This is a genomic window from Massilia sp. 9I (genome assembly GCF_902506415.1).
GTDB lineage: Bacteria > Pseudomonadota > Gammaproteobacteria > Burkholderiales > Burkholderiaceae_D > Telluria.
The window spans coordinates 1194335-1217431 of record NZ_LR733275.1; the positions used below are offsets into that span (position 1 = coordinate 1194335).

The 23097-nt window shown below is 66.3% G+C and carries 21 protein-coding genes; 8 read left to right on the forward strand and 13 right to left on the reverse strand.

The window, feature by feature from the left end; genetic code table 11:
• Positions 1 to 64 precede the first annotated feature (64 nt).
• On the forward strand, positions 65 to 688 hold the full coding sequence (locus tag GV068_RS05375; RefSeq protein WP_159696353.1) for an exopolysaccharide biosynthesis protein: 624 nt from the start codon (positions 65 to 67) through the stop codon (positions 686 to 688).
• 130 nt (positions 689 to 818) lie between these two features.
• On the forward strand, positions 819 to 1034 hold the full coding sequence (locus GV068_RS05380) for a hypothetical protein (protein WP_159696354.1): 216 nt from the start codon (positions 819 to 821) through the stop codon (positions 1032 to 1034).
• Between the two features lie 27 nt (positions 1035 to 1061).
• On the opposite strand, the gene htpX is transcribed toward GV068_RS05380, so the two are convergent.
• The 8 genes from htpX to pstS form a co-directional block, all read right to left on the reverse strand.
• Complete coding sequence (gene htpX, locus GV068_RS05385) at positions 1062 to 1934, reverse strand: protease HtpX (RefSeq protein ID WP_159696355.1); 873 nt, start codon at positions 1932 to 1934, stop codon at positions 1062 to 1064.
• A gap of 39 nt (positions 1935 to 1973) precedes the next feature.
• A complete protein-coding gene (locus GV068_RS05390; RefSeq protein ID WP_159696356.1) occupies positions 1974 to 3539 on the reverse strand; it encodes a TerC family protein in 1566 nt (521 codons plus the stop codon).
• Between the two features lie 96 nt (positions 3540 to 3635).
• A complete protein-coding gene (locus GV068_RS05395; protein ID WP_159696357.1) occupies positions 3636 to 3959 on the reverse strand; it encodes a hypothetical protein in 324 nt (107 codons plus the stop codon).
• A gap of 42 nt (positions 3960 to 4001) precedes the next feature.
• A complete protein-coding gene (locus tag GV068_RS05400; RefSeq protein WP_159696358.1) occupies positions 4002 to 4565 on the reverse strand; it encodes a manganese efflux pump MntP family protein in 564 nt (187 codons plus the stop codon).
• A 50-nt stretch (positions 4566 to 4615) separates the two neighbouring features.
• Positions 4616 to 7294 (reverse strand): EAL domain-containing protein, encoded by a 2679-nt coding sequence (locus GV068_RS05405; protein WP_159696359.1) that lies wholly within the window; start codon positions 7292 to 7294, stop codon positions 4616 to 4618.
• Between the two features lie 110 nt (positions 7295 to 7404).
• Positions 7405 to 8841: a GMC oxidoreductase gene (locus GV068_RS05410; protein WP_229463769.1), complete on the reverse strand. Its 1437-nt coding sequence runs from the start codon at positions 8839 to 8841 to the stop codon at positions 7405 to 7407.
• Between the two features lie 207 nt (positions 8842 to 9048).
• Positions 9049 to 9687 carry a response regulator transcription factor gene (locus GV068_RS05415; protein ID WP_159696361.1) on the reverse strand — a complete coding sequence of 213 codons (639 nt, stop codon included), beginning with the start codon at positions 9685 to 9687 and terminating at the stop codon, positions 9049 to 9051.
• Positions 9688 to 9745: 58 nt separating this feature from the next.
• Entirely contained in the window at positions 9746 to 10774 is a 1029-nt protein-coding gene (pstS, locus tag GV068_RS05420; protein ID WP_159696362.1) for a phosphate ABC transporter substrate-binding protein PstS, read from the reverse strand.
• A gap of 190 nt (positions 10775 to 10964) precedes the next feature.
• Between pstS and GV068_RS05425 the strand changes: the two genes are divergently transcribed.
• The 5 genes from GV068_RS05425 (at position 10965) to GV068_RS05445 (ending at position 16543) form a co-directional block, all read left to right on the forward strand.
• On the forward strand, positions 10965 to 11369 hold the full coding sequence (locus GV068_RS05425) for a hypothetical protein (protein WP_229463771.1): 405 nt from the start codon (positions 10965 to 10967) through the stop codon (positions 11367 to 11369).
• A 22-nt stretch (positions 11370 to 11391) separates the two neighbouring features.
• Entirely contained in the window at positions 11392 to 13140 is a 1749-nt protein-coding gene (ggt, locus tag GV068_RS05430; RefSeq protein ID WP_159696364.1) for a gamma-glutamyltransferase, read from the forward strand.
• A 151-nt stretch (positions 13141 to 13291) separates the two neighbouring features.
• Complete coding sequence (locus GV068_RS05435) at positions 13292 to 14524, forward strand: diguanylate cyclase domain-containing protein (protein WP_159696365.1); 1233 nt, start codon at positions 13292 to 13294, stop codon at positions 14522 to 14524.
• A 49-nt stretch (positions 14525 to 14573) separates the two neighbouring features.
• Positions 14574 to 15548: a hypothetical protein gene (locus tag GV068_RS05440; RefSeq protein WP_159696366.1), complete on the forward strand. Its 975-nt coding sequence runs from the start codon at positions 14574 to 14576 to the stop codon at positions 15546 to 15548.
• Positions 15549 to 15652: 104 nt separating this feature from the next.
• Positions 15653 to 16543 carry a bile acid:sodium symporter family protein gene (locus GV068_RS05445; protein ID WP_159696367.1) on the forward strand — a complete coding sequence of 297 codons (891 nt, stop codon included), beginning with the start codon at positions 15653 to 15655 and terminating at the stop codon, positions 16541 to 16543.
• A 7-nt stretch (positions 16544 to 16550) separates the two neighbouring features.
• Here the strand turns inward: GV068_RS05445 and GV068_RS05450 are convergent, their stop codons facing one another.
• Genes GV068_RS05450 through GV068_RS05460 form a run of 3 tightly spaced genes read right to left on the reverse strand, consistent with a single transcriptional unit; the run spans position 16551 to position 19107 of the window.
• Positions 16551 to 17966: a hypothetical protein gene (locus tag GV068_RS05450; RefSeq protein WP_159696368.1), complete on the reverse strand. Its 1416-nt coding sequence runs from the start codon at positions 17964 to 17966 to the stop codon at positions 16551 to 16553.
• Positions 17963 to 18712 carry an ABC transporter ATP-binding protein gene (locus tag GV068_RS05455; RefSeq protein ID WP_229463773.1) on the reverse strand — a complete coding sequence of 250 codons (750 nt, stop codon included), beginning with the start codon at positions 18710 to 18712 and terminating at the stop codon, positions 17963 to 17965. Before GV068_RS05455 ends, GV068_RS05450 begins: the two co-directional genes overlap by 4 nt.
• Complete coding sequence (locus tag GV068_RS05460) at positions 18709 to 19107, reverse strand: GntR family transcriptional regulator (protein WP_159696369.1); 399 nt, start codon at positions 19105 to 19107, stop codon at positions 18709 to 18711. Before GV068_RS05460 ends, GV068_RS05455 begins: the two co-directional genes overlap by 4 nt.
• A gap of 210 nt (positions 19108 to 19317) precedes the next feature.
• Here GV068_RS05460 and GV068_RS05465 point away from each other — a divergent pair, with 210 nt between their 5' ends.
• Positions 19318 to 21387 (forward strand): ATP-binding protein, encoded by a 2070-nt coding sequence (locus tag GV068_RS05465; RefSeq protein WP_159696370.1) that lies wholly within the window; start codon positions 19318 to 19320, stop codon positions 21385 to 21387.
• Positions 21388 to 21398: 11 nt separating this feature from the next.
• Here the strand turns inward: GV068_RS05465 and GV068_RS05470 are convergent, their stop codons facing one another.
• Both GV068_RS05470 and GV068_RS05475 read right to left on the reverse strand, forming a co-directional pair.
• Positions 21399 to 22361: an IS1595 family transposase gene (locus GV068_RS05470; protein WP_159696371.1), complete on the reverse strand. Its 963-nt coding sequence runs from the start codon at positions 22359 to 22361 to the stop codon at positions 21399 to 21401.
• 128 nt (positions 22362 to 22489) lie between these two features.
• A complete protein-coding gene (locus GV068_RS05475; RefSeq protein ID WP_159696372.1) occupies positions 22490 to 23074 on the reverse strand; it encodes a TerD family protein in 585 nt (194 codons plus the stop codon).
• Positions 23075 to 23097 lie beyond the last annotated feature (23 nt).

Consider the following 23097-nt stretch of genomic DNA (forward strand, 5'->3'; position numbering starts at 1 on the left):
TATACTATTGCCCCGGCGCCAAGGGCTGGCCGCCCTCACCCTCCAACCACGACGATCTCTTCCCATGCAAGGCGAACCGGTTTCCAAAAAGCTCCGCGGCCTGGTCCGCTCCCTGCCACCCACCGGCATCACGCTCAGCGAGCTGATCCATCGCGTCGGCAATGACGGACTGCTGATCCTGACCGCCCTGCTGACCCTGGTGTTCCTGATTCCCGTGTCGATTCCGGGCGTGAGCACCGTGTTCGGTGCGGCGATCCTCTTGATCGGCCTGAGCCGCCTGCTCCGGCGCGAACTGTGGATTCCCTCGCGCATCGCGCACAAGACCATTGCCACCCGCAAGCTGCGCCCGCTGCTGCGCAAGGCCCTCTCCTGGATGCACAAGATCGAACGCGTGAGCCGTCCCAACCGCCTTGCCTGGGTGGTCGCGAACGGTCCCGTCCAGCACCTGAACAACGCGGCCCTGATCCTGGGCGCTGTGCTCTTGATGATGCCCTTCGGCCTGATCCCGTTCAGCAATACCTTCCCCGCGGTGGCCCTGCTGTTGCTGGCCATCGGCCTGCTCCAGCGCGACGGCATTTGCGTGCTGCTGGGCCACTTCAGCAATGTGCTGACCATGCTGTATTTCGCCTTGCTGATCGGCGGCGGCGGCCTGGCCCTGCGCGAAGCGGTCGAGCGCTTCAGCGCGTAAAGTGTGCAATGGCACACTAGCAATTTTTGCGAATAAGCTACTAAATCATCCAGTTGCGATAAAGTCTTGAGAAATCACTTCAAGTGTGATTTCAGCTCTGCTAGCATCCTTGGCTTGCATGGAGGAAGGCATGGTTGAGCAATGCAACAAGGATGCACGCACTGACCTGGTTACCGCCGGACAGGTCGACGAAGGATTGAAACTGTGCGCCCGCTACGGCGTCCACCCTGCCCTGCTGTTCATGGAACAGGTCGGGGTGCCGCGTCCGGTGGCGCTCAGGGTGCTGTGCTCGCCCCATCACTTCCGCCAGCGCGACCGCCGGCGCACCCCGCGCACCCAGGCCTGAGCCGGGGCGCTGCGGGCGTCGCCTCTTTTACTGCGCCTGCAAGGCCGCGATGCGCGCCTCGATCGGCGGATGGCTGGAGAACAGCGCCAGTGCGCCCTTGCCGGCAATGCCGAAGGCCGCCATGTTCTTCGGCAGTTCGCCTTCGGCCAGGCCGCCGAGGCGGCGCAGCGCCGCGATCATCGGCTGCGGGCGGCCAAGGATGCGCGCCGCGCCGCGATCGGCCCGGAATTCGCGCTGGCGCGAGAAGTACATCACGATGACGCTGGCCAGGATGCCGAACACGATCTCGCACACGATCACAGTCACCATGTAGCCGATGCCGGGGCCGGACTGCTCGTTGTCGTTCTTGCGCAGCATGGAATCGACCAGGTAGCCCACCACGCGCGCCAGGAACACGACGAAGGTATTCACCACTCCCTGGATCAGGGTCAGCGTCACCATGTCGCCGTTGGCGATGTGCGCCACCTCGTGCGCCAGCACGGCTTCCACTTCTTCCTGCGACATCGACTCCAGGAGGCCGGTGGACACCGCCACCAGCGAGCTGTTTTTCGTGGCGCCGGTGGCGAAGGCGTTCGGCGCGCCCTGGTAGACCGCGACTTCCGGCATGCCGATGCCGGCCGCGCGCGCCTGGGCTTCCACGGTGTGCAGCAGCCAGGCTTCGGTGCTGTTGGACGGCTGGGCGATCACGCGGGCGCCGGTCGACCACTTGGCGATGGGCTTCGACATCCACAGAGAGATGAAGGCGCCGCCGAAGCCCATCAGCGCGGCGAAGGCCAGCAGCATGCCGAGGTCGAGGCCATTCGCGGTGAGATAACGGTTCACGCCCAGCAGGCTGGCGCTCGCGCTCAGCACGAGCATGACCGCGAGGTTGGTCGCTAAAAACAGAACGATGCGTTTCATGGTGCTTCCTCCAAAAACAAGAGTAAAAAGGCGAATGGCTTACTTCTCCTGCGCCGGTGCCGCTTCTTGCACCAGGCGCCGGATCGCGACGCGGGCGATGCGGCGGTCCTCGACGGCGAGAATCTCGAAGCGCAGCCCGTCGGCCTCGACCGCATCGCCCACACTCGGCAGGGTCTCGAAGCGTCCCAACAGGAAGCCGGCGAGCGAGCTGTAGTCGGCGTCTTCGCCTACCAGCGCGTCGGTCTCCAGCACTTGCTCCAGCAGGTGCAGGTCGGCCGTGCCGTCCGCCTCCCAGGCGTCCGGCCCCAGCGGCCGCAGCGCCGGCTGCTCGTCCTCGTCGGGGAACTCGCCGGCGATCGCTTCCAGCAGGTCGATCGGGGTGAGCAGGCCCTGGACCACACCGTATTCGTCGGCCACCAGCACCAGCTGGCCGTGGGCGCGCTTGAGCGTGTCCATGGCTTTCAGCACGCCGGCGGTATCGGGCAGGAAGATGGCTGTTCTCAGCAGGCCGGCGTCGCTTGCATCGATCTGCTTGTGCGTCAAGAGCGCGCCGATCAGGTCCTTGGTGCGCGCCACGCCCAGCACGTCGTCGACGTCGCCGCGGCACACCGGCAGCTGGTTGTGCGGGGTCTCCTGCAACTGCTGCAGGATAAGCGCAGGGGCCTGCGCCAGGTTCACCCAGGACATCTCGGAACGCGGGGTCATGATCGAACGCACCGAGCGGTCGCCCAGGGTCAGCACGCCGCTGACCATGTTGCGTTCCTCGACCGCGAAGGCATCCTGCGCCGCCACCGTCTCGTCCGGGGCCGGCTCCTCGGCGACGCGCTGGTGCTTGCCCAGCAGGCGCAACACCGAGTCGGCGGTACGCTCGCGCAGCGGCAGGCGCGCCTCGTTCTTCAGGAAGTTACGGCGCGCGAACTGGTTCAGGGTCTCGATCACGACCGAGAAGCCGATCGCCGCATACAGGTAGCCCTTCGGGATGTGGAAGCCCAGGCCCTCGGCTACCAGGCTCAGGCCGATCATCAGCAGGAAGCTCAGGCACAGCACCACCACGGTCGGGTGGGCGTTGACAAAGCGCGTCAGCGGCTTCGAGGCCAGGATCATGATGCCGATCGAGATGATCACCGCCGCCATCATGACGCCCAGTTCGTCGACCATGCCGACCGCCGTGATCACGGCGTCGAGCGAGAACACGGCGTCCAGCACCACGATCTGCGTCACCACCGCCGCGAAGCCGGCATAGACCCGGGGACCGGACTGGGTGTGGGCAACGCCTTCCAGGCGTTCGTGCAGCTCGACGGTGGCTTTAAACAGCAGGAACACCCCGCCCAGCAGCAGGATCAGGTCGCGTCCTGAAAAATCCAGCGACCCGAGCGAGAACAGCGGCGTGGTCAAGGTGACCAGCCAGGACACGATCGTCAGCAGGCCGAGGCGCATCGCCATGGCCAGCGACAGGCCGATCAGGCGCGCCTTGTCGCGCTGGTGCGGCGGCAGCTTGTCCGCCAGGATCGCAATGAAGATCAGGTTGTCGATGCCCAGGACGATTTCCAGGAGCACCAGCGTGAAGAGACCCACCCAAATCGTGGGGTCGAATAGCCATTCCATTTTCTTGCCTTATCAAACGTGAGAACACATGCGGGACGCACGGCTTGCCGGCGCTGCCGGTGAAGCCGGACGCGTGACGGGGCTCAGGCCCCCGGATCAGGCGAGCCGGGGTGGTTTGACGGGAGGCGGGAAGGCGTGGCCGCGGCGGGCCGGGTCATGGCGCGCAGCCGCGCCGGCGCAGGGGCCGGCCAGGTGCGACAGGCACTCCTGGTTGACGAGGTCGTGGAGGTCGGGGACGGAAGGCGGTTCGTCGGGGTCGACGTCGCCGCGCGATTCGGCATCCTGGGCGGCGTCAAGGGACAAGGCCGCCATGACGTGCTCCTGCGCGCCGCCCTGCTGCGCCGTGGATGCGGACATCGACAGTGCGAACACGTTCAGGGGGAACAGCAGGATCAGGAAGATGACGAGAATTCGTCTCATATGGCGCCGGAATACATGACGATCCAGTATAGCACGCGGTTTTCAGGCCGACAGGTGCTCGATCAGGATCGTCGTGCCGACCAGCACCAGCACCACGCCGCCAATGCGTTCCGCGTTGCGGCCCACCACCGCACCCAGGCGCCGGCCCAGCAGCACGCCGATGGTGACCATGGTGGTGGTAGCGATGCCGATGGCGATCGCCGCATGCACGATCGAGACGTCGACGAAGGCCAGCCCGACCCCGACCGCCATCGCATCGATGCTGGTCGCCACCGCGGTCAGCACCAGCAGCAGGAAGTTCTGCGAACCGCCCTCTTCCTCCTCTTCCTCGTCCTTGCCGAAGGACAGCCAGATCATGCGTCCGCCCAGGCCAAGCAGCAGGACGAAGGCGATCCAGTGGTCCCACTGGCGGATCGCGTCCGCGGCCAGCGAGCCGAGCGCCCAGCCGATCAGGGGGGTGATGGTTTCGATGCAGCCGAACAGCAGGCCGATGCGCAGTGCCTGCGGCAGGCCGGGCTTGCGCAGGGCGGCGCCCTTGGCGATCGCCGCGGCAAAGGCGTCGGTCGACATCGCGAGGGCGAGGAAGATAAGAGCGGTGAAAGTCATACGGAGGTTCCAGTCAAGCGCGAGACGATACCACATCCCGCGCCGCCGCCCTACCCCTCCGCCTGGCAGGCCGGGATGGCCGCCTCCAGCAGATAGCGGCGCTGCATCATGGCCTGCATGTCGGCAGCCGGCACCGGCCGCGCGATGAAGTAGCCCTGCACCTCGTTGCAATCGAGCGCGCGCAGGATCTCGAGCTGCTCGGCGGTCTCGACGCCCTCGGCCACCACCGACATGCCGAGTGCGTGCGCCATCGAGACGATCGCCTGGAAGAACACCTTGCCTTCTTTCGAGTTGCCCAGTTCCGTGGTGAAGGCGCGGTCCACCTTCAGCACGTCCATGCGCAGGCGCTGCAGCTGCGACAGCGAGGAGTAGCCGGTACCGAAGTCGTCGACGTGCAGCTTGACGCCGAGCGCGCGCAGCGAGGCCAGTTCCGCCAGGATGTCGTCATGGTCGCCCATCATGGCCGACTCGGTGATCTCGACCTCGATCAGGCTGGCCGGAATCCGATGGCGCGCCATGGCGCTGCTGAGGTGGCGCTGCACGCCGCCGCGCAGGAACTGCTTGGGCGAGACGTTGATCGAGACCGGCACCAGGGCGACCCCCGCCTCGCGCCAGGTGGCCAACTGGGCGCAGGCCTTGTCGATCACGACTTCGCCGATGCGCCGGATCAGGCCGGTGCTCTCGGCAAGCGGAATGAACTCGCCGGGCGGCACCACGCCCAGTTCCGGATGCCGCCAGCGCACCAGCGCCTCCATGCTCAGCAGCTCGCCGCTGCGGGCGTCGACGCGCGGCTGGTAGTGCAGCAGGAACTGGTCGCGCTCGATCGCTTCCAGCATGCGCTGTTTCAGGCGCGCGCGCGAATTCAGGTTGTTCGACAGCGCGGGATCGAAGAAGCGGTACTGGCCCTTGCCCTCGTTCTTGCCCGCGTACATTGCGATGTCGCTGTGGCGCACCAGGGTTTCGGCATCCTGGCCATCGCGCGGGAACATGCTGATGCCGATCGAGGCGCCCACGGCGTGCAGCTCGTCGGCGATCAGGAAGGGCACGCCGAACGCCTCGACGATGCGCGCCGCCACCGAGGCGGCCTGGCGCTCGCCCTCGCAGGGATGCAAGAGCACCAGGAACTCGTCGCCGCCGAAGCGCGCCACCTGGTCGCTCGGACGCAGCAGCGACAGCAGGCGCTGCGCCGCGGATTTCAACAGCTGGTCGCCCACCGCATGGCCGTGGGTGTCGTTGACGTGCTTGAATTCGTCGAGGTCGATGAACAGCAGTGCCAGACCCGCGTCATTCTCCTGCGCCTGCGCCAGGATGGCCGGCATCGCGCCCAGAAACGCATGGCGCGTGGCCAGGCCCGTCAGCACGTCCTCGTTGGCCAGGCGCTCGAGCTGGTTCTCGTGGGCCTTGCGCTCGCTGATGTCCTGCAGGGTCACCGCCAGGCCGTTCCCGACCCGCACCAGGCGGCGCCTGCCCCAGCTGATGTTCAACCGGTTATCCGCCGGCATCTTGCGGTCGTCTTCGTAAAAACCCGTCTCCATCGCCTTGCGGTAGGTATCGAGCAGGGCTTCGCCGAACAGGGCGCTGTCGATCTGCGACAGGCTGCTGCCCACCAGGGCCGCGCGCGTCATCCCGTAGAAGAAGGCGCCGCGCTCGTTGCAGTCGACGATGCGGAAGTCCGTGATTGCGCCGTCGCGCCCGCGCACCGCAGCCGCCATGTAGAAGCCGTCGTTGCCGCTTTCGGTGGCGGTGCGGTAGGCGCGCTGCACCTGTTCCTGCTCGCGTTCGCGCAGCACGGCGCGGCGCGCCAGCAAAGACCCGGCGGCGCCCAGCAGGAGCAGGCAGGCGCTCATCGCGATCGCGCGGTCGCGGCTGTCGGCCCAGGACGCGGCGGCCGATTCCAGCGCGGCGCCGTGCGACAGCGCCACCAGGGCCACCAGCGGGTAGGCGTTCGAATGGCGCCAGCCCAGCACGCGCGCCTGGCCATCGGCGCCACTGATCTGCCGCACTCCGCGCTCGCGCGACCATAGGCCGTCGCCCGCCGGCAGCAGCTTATCCGTGCTGTCGAGGAAGGCGGCGCCGTCGCTGTGCTGCTCGGCGCGCAGGCGGCTGTCCAGGCCGGCCAGCGCCACCACACCGCCCGCGCCCAGGGTCGCCGGACTGACGAAGGAGGTGAAATAGCGCGCGTCGACCGCCATCAGCACGATGCCGTCGAATTCGTCCTCGAGCGTGTCGAGGCGGCGCGTGAACATCACCAGCTCGCCGCCTTCCGCGAAACGCGGCGGCGCGGCGCCGATGCGCAGCGCGGTGGAGATGTGGTTGCGGTGCTGGACGAAGTAGGCGCTGTTTGAAACGTCGCTGCCGATCAGCGCCGGCCGCGTCGAGGCCTTGACGATGCCGTCGCGGTCGACGATCGCGACCACGCGGAAGGCGGCGTCCGTGAACATGCCGTCGCGCCGCAGTTCGTCCAGCAGGCCGGCGTCCCTCCCCTTCTCCCAGCTGAACTTGAGCTGCATCGTGACCTGGTCCATCTGGCCGACCGAGCGCGTGATGTACTGCTCGTAGGCTTCGGCGTAGGCGCCGGCGTCCTTGCGCGCCTGAGTCTCGGCATGGGCGTGCTCGGCATCGGCGCGCACAGTGGTGGCGGCCCACAGGGCGGCCGCGAGCAGCACGGCCAGGGCGGGCCATATGAAGACCAGGTAGCGATTGGTGCGGGAGACGGCGTGGATGCTCATACGGCTGATTCGATCGGCAAAGTTTCTTGCAGTTTACTCAGCCATGATGTCATCGTGATGACATGCGCGGGTCGCGTGGACCGCGGACATCTCAGGCTGCTGCGCCGACCTCAGCCTGGCTGCATCCGGCCGAGCAGGTGGGTCCCGAGCCGATGACTCAGCGCACAGATCGTCAGCGAAGGATTTGCGCTGCCCGCTGTCGGGAAAACCGAGCCGTCGCCGATCCACACATTGTCGAACCCGAACAGCCGCAGGTCGGGATCGACCACGCCGTCCGCCTCCACCGCGGCCATCCGGGCAGTACCAAGATGGTGGGCGCCGGAACAGACCGAAGCGGTCCAGATGGATTGCGCATCGACCCGTATCGTCTCCACGTCCGGATACGCACGCATGGCGTTTACGGCCAGTTGATGAAATCGCTCGAACAAGGCCAGGTCCTGCTCTCCCAGTCGCCAGTCCACCTGCGCCAGCGGGAAGCCGCTCTGGTCGCTTCGCGTGTCGGACAAGCTGACCCGACTGTCCGGGTTCGGAAGCTGTTCCGTCATGAAGAACAGGTCGCCATACGGGCGGCGCGCGGGAAGACGCAGTTTCTGGCTGGCGATCCGCCACAGGATGTAGGGATGCCGCACCAGCGACGCCAGGTGTGACAGCGCGAGGTCGCGTGGCCCGCGAATGCCGAGGAAGGCCATGATCGCGCGGTTGGGCACGGGTCGCCTGCTGAAGCCCGGCCGTAGGAATGCCGTATGGTTTGGCAACCCAAGTTCCATCTGCACTTCCATGTCGAGTTGCATTCCATGGAGGACGCCCGCCGGCGCGGACGAGCGCGCAAGCTTGCGCTTGTACCTGGCCTGTGAAAGATATCCAACCGGATGGTCGATCAGATTACGTCCGAGCCACCAGGGCATCGCTGTCTGCAGTCGCGACGAAGACGGCAGCGAATTCAACAACAAGCGCGGCGTTTCGAGCGCACCCGCTGCGATGATAAAGAACTCTGCGGAAATGCTGAAACGCTTGCCAGCGCTTGCGACCGACAGGAGGCGCGCCCTGCCGTTCTGTTCATGCATGCATAAGGCAACGCAGTTGTACACGCATCTTGCCCTGCCCTGCGCGCACCACTGGCGCAACAGCGTCTTGCCACGGAAAGGGGGCGTCCTGTACTGGTAGTCTTTCTGGAGAAAAGCGCTCGAACTGCCAAAGCGCATGGCTGGCGAAGCGGGCGGGTCCGCCGGCGCATCCGCGCCAAGGAAGGTTCTTGCAAGCGCATAATACCGGTCGAGCTGCTCTCGACGGATAGGCCAGCCGCTGTGCGGAACGAAGCTACGCGGCAAGAAATCAATGGCATCCAGCGGCGCACAAACACCGTGCCAGAACGCGGTTCCACCGCCTAGTTCGAGTCCCCTGCTGGTCGCGATGCCGAATGCGCGGCCGACGTTATCGACCTGTATCGGGCTTGCGATCCGAGGTGAAGCCTGGACCGGCCCCGCTTCGACAAAGAGCACGTCGACGCCGGCCTGCACCAGCAGATGCGCGGCCGATACGGCGCCCATTCCGGACCCGACTATGCAGACCGCGGCTCGAAGCCGCGTACCAGGGGGCAATTCCCTACCGTCGATGAGCATGGGCGTCCGCTTTCAGCTTGGGGGAGGCGGACCGAACTCTGACGGTTCTATACTGCCTGGCAATCAGCAAGCTAACTCATTGACACCTGGGGTACAAGAGCCATACAGATCCCTATCCAATAAGCTAGAGAACAATCACCCACCGGAAAGCATGTAGCCGGCGCCGCGTACGGTCTTGATCAGGGACTTGGCCCGGCCAAGCGCCTTGCGCAGGCGTAGCACGTGGACGTCCACGGTGCGCTGGTCGAGGGTGTCGTGCGCGGCCCACAGGTGCTCCAGCAGCTGGGCACGCGAGAATACCTGGCCGGGGTGGCACAGCAGGAAGCGCAGCAGCCGATATTCGGCATGGCGCACCTCCACTTTGTGGTTGCCGACGCGGACGCTGCAGCTGAGCGGATCCAGCACCAGGCGGCCGAGGGACAGCAGGCGCTCGTCGGGCGCCTCGTCGGGCGGCGGCTGGGGGATGAATTCGGGGACTGGCGGCGGCGTGCCGCGTTCGCCTTCGCCGCATTCGGCGGCCAGCAGGATCACCGGCTTGTCGCGCAGGCGGCGCTCGCCGCGCAGGCGCGCCAGCAGGCGCATGCCGCCTTCCTGGCGCAGCATCGATTCCTGCAGCAGCAGCTCGGGGCGTTCGCGCCCGATGAAATCCCAGGCCTGCGCCAGGCTCGGCACGCTGTGCCAGATCCACTCGTCTTCGTGCAGCGAATACTTGAGCAGCTCGGCGATGGCGGGCTTGTCGTCGACCACCAGGACGATCGTGTTTGCCGTAGTCATGGGAATCCAAAGAAAATCCGGCGGCAAGGCCGCCGGAATCGTGGACAGGATCAGCGAATCAGTAGATCGCCTTGCCCGATGCGTCCTTCAGCTGCGCCTTCCAGTTGGCCTGCACCAGCTTGACGACCGATGCCGGCATCGGCACGTAGTCCAGCTCGGCGGCAGCCGGGGCGCCGTTCTTGAAGGCCCAGTCGAAGAACTTCACGACTTCCGTGCCTTTGGCTGCATCGGCCTGGCTCTTGTGCATCAGGATGTACGAGACGCCGGTGATCGGCCAGCTCTGCTTGCCCGCCTGGTCGGTCAGCACCACGCCGAAGCCCGGGGTCTTGGTCCACTCGGCGCCGGCGGCGGCTGCCTTGAAGGCGTCGTCGTCCGGCTGCAGGAAGGCGCCGTCCTTATTCTTCAGCTGGGTGTGCGCCAGCTTGTTCTTCTTGGCGTAGGCCCATTCGACGTAGCCGATCGCGCCCTTGATGCGCTGCACGTTGGCGGCCACGCCTTCGTTGCCCTTGCCGCCCACGCCCACGGCCCACTTCACGGTGGTGCCGGCGCCGATGCCTTCTTTCCAGGCCGGGCTGGTCTTCGACAGGTAGTCGGTGAACAGGAAGGAAGTGCCCGACGAATCGGCGCGGTGCACGACGGTGATGTCGGCGTCCGGCAGCTTCACGCCCGGGTTCAGCGCGGCGATCGGCTGGGCGTTCCACTTGGTGATCTTGCCCAGGTAGATGTCGGCCAGCACCGGACCGGTCAGCTTCAGCTGGCCCGGGTTGATGCCGTCGACGTTGACCACGGCGACCACGCCGCCCATGATGGCCGGGAACTGCATCAGGCCGGCTTCGTCCAGCTCTTCGGCTTTCAGCGGCATGTCCGATGCGCCGAAGTCCACGGTCTTGGCCTTGATCTGCTTGATGCCGGCGCCCGAGCCGACCGACTGGTAGTTCAGGCCGTTGCCGGTGGCAGCCTTGTAGGCCTCGGCCCACTTGGCGTAGATCGGGTACGGGAAGGTCGCGCCGGCGCCGGTCATGTCGGCGGCGAAGGAAGTCGACATCACGAGTGCGGCGGCTGCGCCGGCAAGGATCTTCTTGAACATTGGCTTGTTATTCCTATTCCAGTTGAGGGGGTGTGTTTTGGACCACGCAGCAAAGTCTAGTCGCCGAATATGACCGGTTTATGACCGCTCGGATAACATCGGCATGACACCGGCCTGCGCGCCTGCGCGACCACGGGGCGGCAGGTTTGCTATGATGGGCATTCCAAAAAAACAACCCGATGGACATCGCATGCACACCCTGCTCCGTGTTCTCACCCTCGGCTGCGCCGCCTCCCTGCTGGGCGCCTGCGCCACCACCCAGGAGCGCCTGCCCGAAGCGCGCTACACCCTCACCGAACACCAGGTGCTGCCGCTGGCCCGGCATCTCACCATCACCTACGAGGGCGCGGACGACAGCCGCTGCCCCGACAATGCGCGCTGCATCTGGCCGGGCCGCCTGGCCTACCGCTTCACGATGCGCATCGGCAGCGTGGCGCAGGCCTTCTACCTGGTGCCGGGCAAACCGGGCTATATGTCACCGGCCCTGCGCGGCTCGCGCATCGAACTCGATCACATGACGCCGCTGCCGCCGCGCGGCATGGCGGGGGCGGCGCCAGGCTCGTATCCGGTAACTTTCAACATGTACGCGCAATAAGCGCCGGCCAGGGGGACGACTCATGAAGAAAGCGACGCTGCTCGCTTGCGGGCTGACGTTGTCGATCGTGCTGCAGCCGCCGGCGGCACTGGCGAAGACGCCGGTCGCTACCGGCACGGGAGGCGCGGTCGCCACCATCAGCGAGCAGGCCTCGCAGTCGGCGCTGCGCATCCTGAACGCGGGCGGGAACGCCATCGACGCGGCCGTGGCCGCCGCAGCGACCCTGGGCGTGACCGATCCCTTCAGCTGCGGCATCGGCGGTGGCGGCTTCATGATGATCTACCTGGCCAAGGACAAGCGCGTCATCACCATCGACCACCGCGAAACGGCGCCCGCCAGCTTCACCCCGGCCGCCTTTCTGGAAAACGGCAAGCCGGTCGACTTCGAGACAGCGGTGGCAAGCGGCGCCTCGGTCGGCGTACCCGGCACCGTGCGCGGCTGGCACGAAGCCTTGACCCGCTACGGCAGCATGGATTTCAAGAAGGTGCTGGCGCCGGCGATCGAAGTCGCCGACAAGGGCTACAAAGTGACTGAAATTTTCTCTCATTTAACGACCCAAAATGAAAGAAAATTTCAGCTCTACGCACCGACCAGCGCGCTCTATCTGCGCAATGGCAAGGCCGTGCAGCCGGGCACCGTGATCCGCAACCCCGGCATGGCCAAGGCCTACCGCGAAATCGCCGCCGGCGGCGTCAAAGCCTTTTATGAAGGCCCGATCGCGCGCGCCATCGTCGAGGCCGTCAACAAGCCGCCCTTTGCCCCGGGCAAGACGGCACGCGCCGGCCGCATGACGATGGCCGACCTGGCCAATTACGAGGCGCGCATCCGCCAGCCGCTGCGCAGCACCTACCGCGGCTACGAGATCTACGGCATGCCCCTGCCCAGCAGCGGCGGGGCCACCGTGGCCGAGGCGCTCAACATCCTCGAGGGCTATGACCTGGGCCGCATGCCGCGCGCCCAGGCCGAGCACCTGTACATCGAAGCCAGCCGCCTGGCTTTTGCCGACCGCAACGCCTACCTGGCCGACCCCGAGTACGTCGACGCGCCGGTGGCCGGCCTGCTGTCCAAGGACTACGCCACCCAGCGCAGGAAATTGCTCAAGCAACGGGCCGGACGCGATGCGGCCGCAGGCGACCCGTACAGCTACCAGAACGACCAGAGCGTGCCGCTGCGTCCGCAATCGGCCCGGCTGCAGCTGGAAAATGCCCACACCACCCACCTGACCGTCTCCGACAAGGACGGCAACGTAGTGTCGTACACCTTCACCATCGAATCCTGGGGCGGCAGCGGCATCGTGGTGCCCGGCTATGGCTTCCTGCTGAATAACGAGCTGACCGACTTCGACTTCAGCGGCCCGCACCCGAACGTGCCGGAAGCCGGCAAGCGCCCGCGCTCGAGCATGGCGCCGACCATCGCCCTGAAGGACGGCAAGCCGGCCTTCAGCATCGGCAGTCCGGGCGGCTCGACCATCATCACCACCGTCCTGCAGACCATCGTCAACTACATCGACCTCGGCATGCCGATGGACCAGGCCGTGAACGCACCGCGCATTTCGGAGCGCAACGGCGAGGCCACTTCGGTCGAGCCCGGTTTCGCCGGCACCGAGCAGGCGCGCGCGCTGGAGCGCTTCGGCCATCGCTGGGAAGCCGATCCGGAGGAAATCGGCGCCGCCAACGCCCTGGTGTTCAACCCGGACGGCAGCGTGACCGCGGTCAGCGAGGGCAAGCGCCACGGCGTCGGCACGGCGCTGGTGCAGCGCCGCAGCCACTGAAAGTCGACGAAAAAACGACACTGTTGGGCTTTTAGCACAGGTTCAAAATCTTTCGTGGCTGAAAGAACAAGTTCATGTAGGAATGATCTTACGTTGGGATAACATGTGGTAATCAGCCCACCCGCTTACCGTTATGCCCACGCCCTACGTCGTGCCAGCCCTGCCTATCCGCCGCAGCGCCGCCATCCTGGTGGTGGCGCTTTTCATCGTCCTGGGGATGAGCGTCTTCTTCGTGCGTGAAGTGCTCGATTTGCGGCAATCCATGGGCGCCCTGCGCCAGAACGATGCGGCGCGGATCCAGGTGCGCAACGTGCTGATCAACCTGCTCAACGCCGAGACCGGCCAGCGCGGCTACCTGCTCAGCGGCGACCCGGCCTACCTCGAACCCTACCACCTTGGCCGTGGCGCCGTGCGCGACAACCTGCAGCAGGCGGAAGAGTCCGGCTACCAGGACCCGGAGTTCCTGTCCAACGTGCGCAAGCTGGCCCTGATCTCGGAGAGCAAGCTGGAAGAGCTCGAGCGCACCGTGCAGCTCAGGAAGCGCGGCGACCCCGACGCCGCCATGAACATCGTGCGCGAAGGCTTCGGGCGCCAGAAGATGCTCGAGGCGCGCCAGCTGATCCAGGAAGAAGTCGCCCACCTGCGGGTGGCGCGCGACGCCATCATGGACGGTTTCAACGACCGCCTGCTGCGCGCGGCGGCGATCCTGATCCTGATGCTGTCGACCGTGGTCGCGATGGCCCTGCACGCCTGGCGCTGGCTGTCGGCGGCGGCGCGCCGCAACAACGAGCTGGCCAAGCGCCTCGCCATGGAGGCCTCGCACGACGTGCTGACCGGCCTGCCCAACCGCCGTTTCTTCGACCGCTGGGCGCGCCGCCTGGTGGCCAAGAGCCTGCGCAGCGCCAGGCCCTTTACCCTGCTCGCCATCGACCTGGACCGCTTCAAGGGGGTCAACGATACCTATGGCCACGGTGTCGGCGACGAAGTGCTGAAGGAAGTGGCGATCCGCTTCCAGGCCGTGCTGCGCGGCGGCGAATTCCTGGCGCGCCTCGGCGGCGACGAATTCGTGGTGCTGATGGAGGGCGAATTCTCGCGCAACGAGGTCACCAGCATCGGCCGGCGCCTGATCGATTGCCTGTACCCCTCGCTGCACCCGAAAACGGCGGACAATGCGGTCGGCGCCAGCATCGGCGCCGCCGTGTTCCCGCACAACGGCACCGACCTGGAGGGCCTGATGCAGGCCGCCGACGACGCGCTGTATGCCTCCAAGCACGCAGGGCGCGGCATCCTGTCCTTCGCCCGCGGCGAGGCGGCCGCCCCCGCGGCAGTCCAGCCGGCGGTGGCCGCGCCGGGCGCATCCCCCACCCCGGGGGCTGTTTTCTAGCAGGCTGCTGCCCTACCCTTCCAGTCGAACCCTCGACTCCGGAATCGGTATGAAACAAGCCTTCTTCCTCGCAGCGGCGCTGGGCGCCGGCTGCTTCTCAGTACAGCCGGCCTCGGCCGACGACTTCCTCAACAACCTGGCCAAACAGGCGGTCGGCACCGCGGTGCAGTCGCTCGCCAATCAAATGACGCCCAAGCCTGCCGCCGCGCCAAACGCCATGCCGGCCGCCCCGGCTGCCGCCAGGGCGCCGTACGTGCGCGCCGGCAGCACCCCGCAGCGCATGCGCCTGGAGGACGGCACCGTGTTCTACGCCGACTACATCGTCGACTACTGGAGCCGGCCGGACGCCGATACCCGCGGCGCAACGCCGGATACCGACGCGCTGGGCACCATCCGTCCCGTGTCCAAGCAATGGAGCGGCGCCAAGAAACAGCCGGAATACGCGGTACTGCAACGCAAGCTCGAACGCATCATCCAGCGCGTGATGGAACAGCCGGCGCTGGTGAACATCCGTGGCGCCAGCCTGGGCTGGATTCCCGGCTTCGGATGGGAAAACGGCGGCGCGATTCCGGCCAGTATGACCTTGATCGCCTACCCGATCAGCTTGAGCGACAAGGACACGCAGCGCTTCCCCGACGGCAGCTACCATACGCCGGGCGAAGGCCCGAGCCTGAGAATCACCGTCAACAACCCGGAGGAGATCGGCTCGCGCGTCTCCTCGGGCAGCTACAAGGGCATGACGGTGCTGCGCTACGGCTACATGTTCGTGATTGCGAATACCGACCGGCCGCTCTACGTCGACGACGGCCAGGGCGGCCGGGTGGTGAACCCCGACCTGCTCGACAAGTCGCGGCCGCGCTCGGACATCCAGTTCATGACCGTCTACGTCGGCGCGGGCGGGCCCACCATGAGCAACCTGACGCACAAGCGCGTCGAGCCGACCAGCAATGCCGGGCGCCTGTTCGGCACCCTGTACCACACCGACTGGCGCGCCATCCTGGAGGAAGCGAACGCCGTGCGCTGAAGCGGCTTTTTCTACTGCCTGCTCAGCAGCTGCACTACACTGTCATTACGGCAGGCAGTGCGCCATGCATTGACCGCCGATACCAACAATAACGGAGACAATGCATGAGCAACTTCATCACCCTGTTACCTACCCTCTTGATCGGCGCGCTGGCGCTGATCATGTTCGGGCTGGGCCTGTCCCTCACCCTGGGCGACTTCCGCCGCCTGCTCGGCCATCCGAAGGCGGTGGTCCTGGCCCTGGTACTGCAGGCGCTGGTGCTGCCGGCGATCTGCTACGGCCTGTGCGTCGGCCTGGGCGTGGCTCCGATCTACGCGGTCGGCCTGATGCTGCTGGCGGCCTCGCCCGGCGGCGTCTCGGCCAACCTGTTCAGCCATCTGTTCGGCGGGAACGTGGCGATGAACATCTCGCTCACCGCCATCAACACGGTGCTGTCGATCGTCAGCCTGCCCCTGATCGCCAACTTCGCCATCGACACCTTCGCGAAAAGCGGCCAGGTGGTGCCGATGCAAACGGCGAAAGTGGTCGAGGTGATCGTGATCGTCCTGATCCCGGTGGCGATCGGCATGTTCGTGAAAAGCCGCGCACCGGGCTTTGCCGCACGCATGGACAAGCCGATGAAGCGCTTCTCGATGGCGGTGCTGGCCCTGCTGGCCGTGATCGCCATCGCCAAGGAATGGGCGGCCATTAGCACCTCGTTCGCCTCGATCGGCCTGGCCGTCATCCTGTTCAACATCGCCAGCCTGGGCCTCGGCTACACCGTGCCGCGCCTGCTGGGCCTGGACAAGCCGAACGCGATCGCGATCGGCTACGAGATCGGCATCCACAATTCGACGCTGGCGATCTTTGTTGCGGTATCGGTACTGGGCGACTTCCAGCTGATGCTGCCGGCGGCGATCTACTCGGTCAGCATGTACGTGTTCGCCACCGCCTTCGGACTGCTGGTGCTCGGCAAGAAGCAGCCGGCCGGCGCAGCGGCGCCGGTTTCCGGCTGAAGCAGCCTTAGTCCATGCGCCCTGCCGGGAACGCGCAGGGCGCTGCCTCCATCGTGCGCAGTCCGCGCACCACCGCCAACACGGTGACGGCGATGCCGAGGAAGACGGCCACCAGCATGACCGGCAGGCCCATGATCCTGCCGGTCATCGTGGCGAGCACCAGGCAGCTGGCGAAGGACAGCAGCACCAGCAGGATGCCCACGATACCGGACTGCTTGCGGCGCGCGGCATGGTCGCGCAGCGGCAGCGCGACCATCGGCAGGGCCAGGCAGCAGACGCCTGCCAGGAGCAGCAGCGTGCTTGCCCCCGCCCCGCCGAGCGCCATCAACAGCAGGCCCAGGCTGCTCGCCATCAGCCAGCCCGCCAGCGCGCGCAGCAGCAGCGAGCGGCCGAGCTGTCGGTTGAATGCGGCGCTGGAGGCCGGCGCTGCCGGCGCCAGCCGCGCCAGGCTTTGTTCCGCAGGATGGCTGCCTGCCAGCTGGCCCAGGCGCAGGCTGTGCGACAGCGGCACGAACAGCAGCAAGGCGGCGAACAGCCAGCCGATACCGCGCACCGTATCGAGGCCGGCCTTCCAGCCCATGAAGATACCCAGCACGGCCAGTACCACCGCCAGCAGGCAGGTCGCCACCGCCATCTCGCCCAGGTGATGCTTGGGGCCGAGCGCGTGCAACAACAGGCGCCGGCCGTCGCGCCGGACGCAGTCGCGGCGCAGCGAGGCGGCGTACCATCCCTTGGTATGGACAGCGGCCACGCGCTCCACGAAGGGATCGCGCTTGCCGGCGGCGTCGCCCCAGCGGGCGCGCCGCGCTTCCATGTTCCAGTGCCGCTCGCCACCCTGCGGGAACATGGCCCGCACCGCCACCACGATCGCGCCGGCATACAGCGGCAGCGACAGCAGGATGACGATTGGATGCGACAGGACGCTGGACAGCGTCGCCGTCAGCTTTCCTGCGAAGACGGCGCAGAACATGCCTGCTGTGACAATCGGGCTCCCTGCCGGATGACCGGCTGCGGCAAGCCCCGTTCCAAGGGTAATCAGAACGGTCCAGAACAGCGCGCCAACCAGGAGGGTGCTGTCGGCATGGGGCGCGCTCGCGATACCGGCGATCCCAGCGATGCACACGATGCAGGACAGTTCAACCAAGCGCGCGCGCATCTGCGGCACCAGCTTGGCATTGGCAGGCGAATTGAGCTTCACCGCCCCTGGCATGAAGCGCCAGCCCCAGTTCAGCAGGAGGATCACGAACACCGCGCTCCACAAAAATGCGATCGCCGTGCGTGGGCCGTCCGTCAACGCCATCCCGGCGCCGAGCATGAGCACTGTCAGCCACACGCTCGCCTGGATGAAGCGCGTCGACCAGGCATTCGACTGCGAAACGGCGGCGCGCCACAGCGTGCGGTAGTCCTGCAGGCGCGCCTTCATTTGGTCACCTCGATGAACAGGTCTTCCAGGCTGACCGGCTCGGCACGCGTGCCGCCAGTCACGTTGCGGGCGCCCTCCAGCAAGTCGTCGAGCTGGCCCTGCAGCGCGATGCGGCCATCCTTCAGGAAGGCGACGTCGAGCGCCACCCGTTCCAGGTCGGTCAGGATGTGGGTCGAGAACAGCACCGTGGTGCCGCGCTCGATCACGCCGTCCACCAGTTCGGCGAGGAAGGAACGGCGCCCGGCCGGATCCAGGCTCGAGGCTGGCTCGTCCAGCACCAACAGTTCCGGGTCGTGCGCCAGTGCGCGGATGATCGACAGGCGCTGCTGCTCGCCGCCCGACAGGCGGCCGATCGGCTTGTTCAGGAGCAGTGCGTTGAAGCCCCAGCGCTCCAGCAGGGCCTCGACCTTCACCGTGTTCCAGCGCGGGTACATGGCCTTGAAGTAGTCCAGCATCTGCACGGGCGTCATCCACTCGAACAGGTTCGACTTCTGCGGCACGTAGCCCATGCGGGCGCGGGTGGCGTCGGATAGCGCAGACACATCCTCGCCGAACAGGCGCACGCTGCCCGCGTCCGTTTCGCGCAAGCCGAGCAGGCATTCCATCAAGGTCGACTTGCCGGCGCCATTCCGGCCCAGCAGGCCGACCACCTGGCCCTGCCGTATTTCCCAGTCGAGGCTGTTCAAGACGATGGCGCTGCCGAAGTGCTTGGCCACGCCGCGCATCTGGATGATGGGTGCAGTCACGATTGTTCCTTCAGGATGTGGGTGAAAAGAGTCAGGACGGTGTCGGGATCGAGTTCGAGTTCGCGCGCTTCTCGCGCGGCGCGCACCAATGTCGGGCGCAGCAGCGCACTGCGCTCGGCGGCGCTGCGCACGCTGCGCGGACGCTCGGCCACCAGCATGCCGAGTCCGCGCCGGCGCACCAGGAGGCCCTCGGTCTCGAGCAGGCTGTAGGCCTTGGAGACGGTCATCGGATTGACGGCCAGCGTGTGCGCCACCTCGCGCACTGAGGGCAGCTCGTCACCCGGCGCCATCTGGCCGCCGGCCACCAGGCGCCGCACCTGCTCGACGAGCTGGCGGTAGATCGGCTCGGTCGAACCGGGGGTTATCGAGAACAGCTGGGCGGTATGGATCGTCATCGTGTATTTGTGTATTAGTTGATTAATACAGTATACATGCCCTCGGTGCTTGTCAAGCCGCCGGCGCCGATTATGCGCAGCAGCTGACCCGCAGCTGTCCGGCTGCCGTTCAGCGGGCTGGAATGAAATGCACGCAGGACACAAAACTATGACATCATGCGCAGTCGTGCGGCTCCTCCGCCCTCTTTCCCAGACTACCCAGAAGCTTTCATGCCCCATAGTGCAGACATGGCCAGGGCCTCCGACGCGGACCTCGACGACAACCTCGAAGTACGGTTCCAGGAACTGTTCGAGCAAGGCCCCGGCAGCATCCAGATTCTGGATCCGTTCGGCTATACGGTACGTGTGAACCAGGCTTGGGAAAGCCTGTGGGGAATCTTCGAAGGCAGCGAGGTCAAGCGTTATGTGCTGAGCCGGGAATACAACGTCCTGCGTGATCCCCAGGTCATGGCGGCCGGCATCACCCCTTACCTCGAGCGCGCCCTCGCCGGCGAATCGGTCGCGATACCGGCGATCCACTACGATACCGCCGCCCTCGGCCTGCCCGGCAGGACGCGCTGGGTGACCGCACGCGCGCACCCGATCAAGGACAAGCAAGGCGCGGTGGTCGAAGTCATGCTGATGCACGAGGACATTACCGAGCGCATCGAAGCGGAGACCGCCTTGCGTGAGCGCGAAGAACGCTTCCGTACCCTGGCGATGGCAAGCTCGCAGATCGTCTGGACCAATACCTCCGACGGACGGGTCGCGGAAGATTCGCCTTCATGGCGCGCATTCACCGGGCAGACCTACGAGGAATGGAAGGAATTCGGCTGGCTCGACGCGGTCCATCCCGACGACCGCGAACCTACCCGGCTGGTATGGCTGCAATGCGTCGCCGACAGGTCGGTCTTCGAAACCGAGTACCGCCTGCGCCGTGCTGACGGCGTCTACCGCTGGACCGCGGTCAAGGGTGTCCCCATCCTGGACGCCGCAGGCGAGGTGCGCGAATGGGTCGGCGCCAACCGCGACATCCACGACAGCGTCATGGCGCAGGAAGGGCTTGCCATGCGGCTGGACCGCGAACAGCGCCAGTCGGCACTGCTGGCCAAGGTCGCCAGCGCCTCGCGCACGCTGCACACGGTGCTGTCGGCGCCTGACATCGCCGAAGTCCTGGTGCAGGAAGTGCGCGGCATCCTCGACGTCCACCAGGCGGTGGTATCGCTGACCGCCGGCGACAACTGGGAGCAGGCGATCAATGCGGTGTCGCTGTCGGACAAATACGCCGCCTACGCCGGGTTCAGCGCCAAGACCGATGGCAGCGGCATCTATGCCGAGGTATGCCGCACCAACACACCCATGCGCCTGACCCAGGCGGAACTGGAAGCGCATCCGGCCTGGAAGGGCTTCGGCGCGCATGCCGCGGCCCACCCCGCGATGCGCGGCTGGCTGGCAGTGCCGCTCATCAACCGCAAGGGTGGGAACATCGGATTGATCCAGGTCTCCGACAAGGTCGACGGCGACTTCACCGAGCAGGACGAAGCCATCCTCGTGCAGCTGGCGTCGATCGCCGCCAACGGTTTCGAGAATGCCCGGCTATACGCCTCGCTGCGCGAGCAGGACCGGCGCAAGGACGAGTTCCTGGCCATGCTGGCGCACGAGCTGCGCAATCCGCTGGCGCCCATCGCATCCGCCGCCGAAGTGCTCAAGATCTCCACCGCGCCCGAGCGGATCCGGGCCTCGAGCGAGGTGATCGGGCGCCAGGTACGGCACATGACCTCGCTCGTCAACGACCTGCTCGACGTCTCGCGCGTGACCCGCGGGCAAATCAAGCTCGACCGGCAGGTCATCGGCATCGAGCAGGTGGTCGCCAGTGCCGTCGAGCAGTCCCGGCCGCTGATCGCCCAGCGTGCGCACGCCTTCTCGGTCGAGATGCAAGCGCCCGATGCGCGCGTCGACGGAGACGCCACCCGGCTGGTCCAGGTCATGAGCAATCTGCTCAACAATGCGGCCAAGTACACGATGCCTGGCGGCGCGATCGTGCTGCGGGTGAGCCGCGAAGCGTCGCGCGTGCGCATCTGCGTGACCGATACCGGGATCGGCATCGAGCGCGAGCTGCTGCCGCAGGTGTTCGACCTGTTCACCCAGGCGGAACGCACGCCGGACCGCTCGCAGGGAGGCCTGGGCATCGGGCTGGCGCTGGTGCGGACCATGGTGGCCCTGCACGGCGGCGAGGTGCAGGCGCATAGCGACGGACCGGGCAAGGGCAGCACCTTCACGGTCTGGCTGCCGCTCGCATAAAAAAGGCGCTGTCACCGTTGCATGTGGAAGCGCTTGAGCGCTGCGTGCAACAGGCGTTCCGGCGCCGCAATGCGCTCGCCATCCAAGGCCCAGCGCCAGCCGAGGTAATTCGGCAGATAGCGTGAGGCCACGCCGTGAAAGCGTGACAACCAGCTGCGCAGGCGCTGATGGTGAGCATTGACGTTTTGCACGTGGACCGCGCCGCGCACGCGCTCTCCTGCGCGTAGATTGACAAAGGCATGCGCAATGCGCGTCTCGCGGGCGAATATCCGGTAAGCCCGGTGTCCATCCGTCACGAGCAGGATGTCCGGATCGAGCACGGGCAGCAAATGTCGGTGTAACTGTTTTACCGTGACCGCCGCCCTTCCCGTGACGAAAGAGCAGGTCAGGCCGCTGCGATCGCGGGCAACGAGGATGCAGTCGTGCTGGTGGCTGATGCCCCGGTGATGCGCGACGCCGCCCCGTTTGCGCGGAGGCCGCTCGAGCCGGCGCGATCCCTTCTGCGATTCGAGCACGAACATCTCGTCGGCCTCGGCAATGCCAGCCAGGCGCTCGGGCTGGTCGTGACGTAGTCCGTCAAGGAAGCGGTGACGCCAGCGAAAGCTCGTGTTGCGGTGCACGCCGACCAGCTTGGCCGCCGCACGTACGCTGCGCGAATCGAGCATCTCCTTGAGGTAGTCCAGCCACCTGGCGCGATGGCGCAGCCTGGCGAGTGGCGTGCCGCTCAAGGCACTGAAGGTGCGGCCGCAGTCACGGCAGCGGTAACGCTGTAGACCGCGGACAATCCCATGGCGGTAGTGGCGACTGCTGCCGCAGCCAGCGCAGCAAAGCGGCGCCGGCCGCGCGTCATCGATTGCCTCGCACACCTGGTCGTGGCCAACGGCTGGGCGCAAGGCCTCGATCAGTTGCGAACGCTGTTGCCGCGTAAGCGCGCCTGCCTGGCCCAGCAAGCTGCGAAACCCTTCTGCCCTCATCGTGCCTCCTGGCCATTCGATCCAGGTTGGACAGCCGCTCAGCTCAACAGTTCAATTTCTACACGCAGCGATGACAGCGCCATAAAAAAAGCCGGGCAAGCCCGGCTCTTCAGTTCATCAAGCGCTGATCACAGGTGCGGCGTAATCAGCGGCATCAGGTCGTCGAAGGTGCGGCCCGAGCCGTTTTCGCCGATCGCGTGCATCTTCCATTCGCCGTTGTGCTTGTACAGCTTGGCCATGATCTGGGCCGTGTGGGCGCCCTGCACCGACAGGTTGAAGCGCGCCACTTCCTGGTTGTTGCCGGCGTTGATCAGGCGGCAGTAGGCGTTTTCCACGGTCGAGAAGTTCTGGCCGGTGAAGCTGTTCACGGTGAACACCAGCGACTTCACGTTGGCGGGTACGCGCGCCAGTTCGACGACGATCTGTTCGTCGTCGCCGTCGCCGGCGCCGGTGCGGTTGTCGCCGGTGTGGGTGATGCTGCCGTCCTTGCTCTTGAGCTGGCGGAACCAGACCACGTCCACCGGGCGGTTCGATTCGTCGAACAGCACGACCGAGGCGTCCAGGTCGACCGGCTGGCCGGCGCCGCCGCCAAAGCCGAAGAAGCCCTTCGACTTGGCCACGTCCCAGCCCAGGCCCATCGTCACACGGCTCAGTGCACCGCCGGCTTCCTTCTCCAGCGAGATCTTCTGGCCCTTCGTCAGATTAACTGCCATGTTCTTCCTCCTAGTTTTTTAAG

Excerpts from the sequence above, each read along its gene's own strand:
- GV068_RS05410 (WP_229463769.1), bottom strand. The coding sequence starts at position 8,841 with ATGGGCGCCGTATCGGCCGCGCATCTGCTGGTGCAGGCCGGCGTCGAC.
- GV068_RS05380 (WP_159696354.1), top strand. The coding sequence starts at position 819 with ATGGTTGAGCAATGCAACAAGGATGCACGCACTGACCTGGTTACCGCC.
- pstS (WP_159696362.1), bottom strand. The coding sequence starts at position 10,774 with ATGTTCAAGAAGATCCTTGCCGGCGCAGCCGCCGCACTCGTGATGTCG.
- GV068_RS05450 (WP_159696368.1), bottom strand. The coding sequence starts at position 17,966 with ATGAAGGCGCGCCTGCAGGACTACCGCACGCTGTGGCGCGCCGCCGTT.
- htpX (WP_159696355.1), bottom strand. The coding sequence starts at position 1,934 with ATGAAACGCATCGTTCTGTTTTTAGCGACCAACCTCGCGGTCATGCTC.
- GV068_RS05470 (WP_159696371.1), bottom strand. The coding sequence starts at position 22,361 with ATGAGGGCAGAAGGGTTTCGCAGCTTGCTGGGCCAGGCAGGCGCGCTT.
- GV068_RS05395 (WP_159696357.1), bottom strand. The coding sequence starts at position 3,959 with ATGAGACGAATTCTCGTCATCTTCCTGATCCTGCTGTTCCCCCTGAAC.
- GV068_RS05475 (WP_159696372.1), bottom strand. The coding sequence starts at position 23,074 with ATGGCAGTTAATCTGACGAAGGGCCAGAAGATCTCGCTGGAGAAGGAA.
- GV068_RS05375 (WP_159696353.1), top strand. The coding sequence starts at position 65 with ATGCAAGGCGAACCGGTTTCCAAAAAGCTCCGCGGCCTGGTCCGCTCC.
- GV068_RS05445 (WP_159696367.1), top strand. The coding sequence starts at position 15,653 with ATGAGCAACTTCATCACCCTGTTACCTACCCTCTTGATCGGCGCGCTG.
- ggt (WP_159696364.1), top strand. The coding sequence starts at position 11,392 with ATGAAGAAAGCGACGCTGCTCGCTTGCGGGCTGACGTTGTCGATCGTG.
- GV068_RS05405 (WP_159696359.1), bottom strand. The coding sequence starts at position 7,294 with ATGAGCATCCACGCCGTCTCCCGCACCAATCGCTACCTGGTCTTCATA.
- GV068_RS05415 (WP_159696361.1), bottom strand. The coding sequence starts at position 9,687 with ATGACTACGGCAAACACGATCGTCCTGGTGGTCGACGACAAGCCCGCC.
- GV068_RS05440 (WP_159696366.1), top strand. The coding sequence starts at position 14,574 with ATGAAACAAGCCTTCTTCCTCGCAGCGGCGCTGGGCGCCGGCTGCTTC.
- GV068_RS05460 (WP_159696369.1), bottom strand. The coding sequence starts at position 19,107 with ATGACGATCCATACCGCCCAGCTGTTCTCGATAACCCCCGGTTCGACC.
- GV068_RS05400 (WP_159696358.1), bottom strand. The coding sequence starts at position 4,565 with ATGACTTTCACCGCTCTTATCTTCCTCGCCCTCGCGATGTCGACCGAC.
- GV068_RS05465 (WP_159696370.1), top strand. The coding sequence starts at position 19,318 with ATGCCCCATAGTGCAGACATGGCCAGGGCCTCCGACGCGGACCTCGAC.
- GV068_RS05425 (WP_229463771.1), top strand. The coding sequence starts at position 10,965 with ATGCACACCCTGCTCCGTGTTCTCACCCTCGGCTGCGCCGCCTCCCTG.
- GV068_RS05390 (WP_159696356.1), bottom strand. The coding sequence starts at position 3,539 with ATGGAATGGCTATTCGACCCCACGATTTGGGTGGGTCTCTTCACGCTG.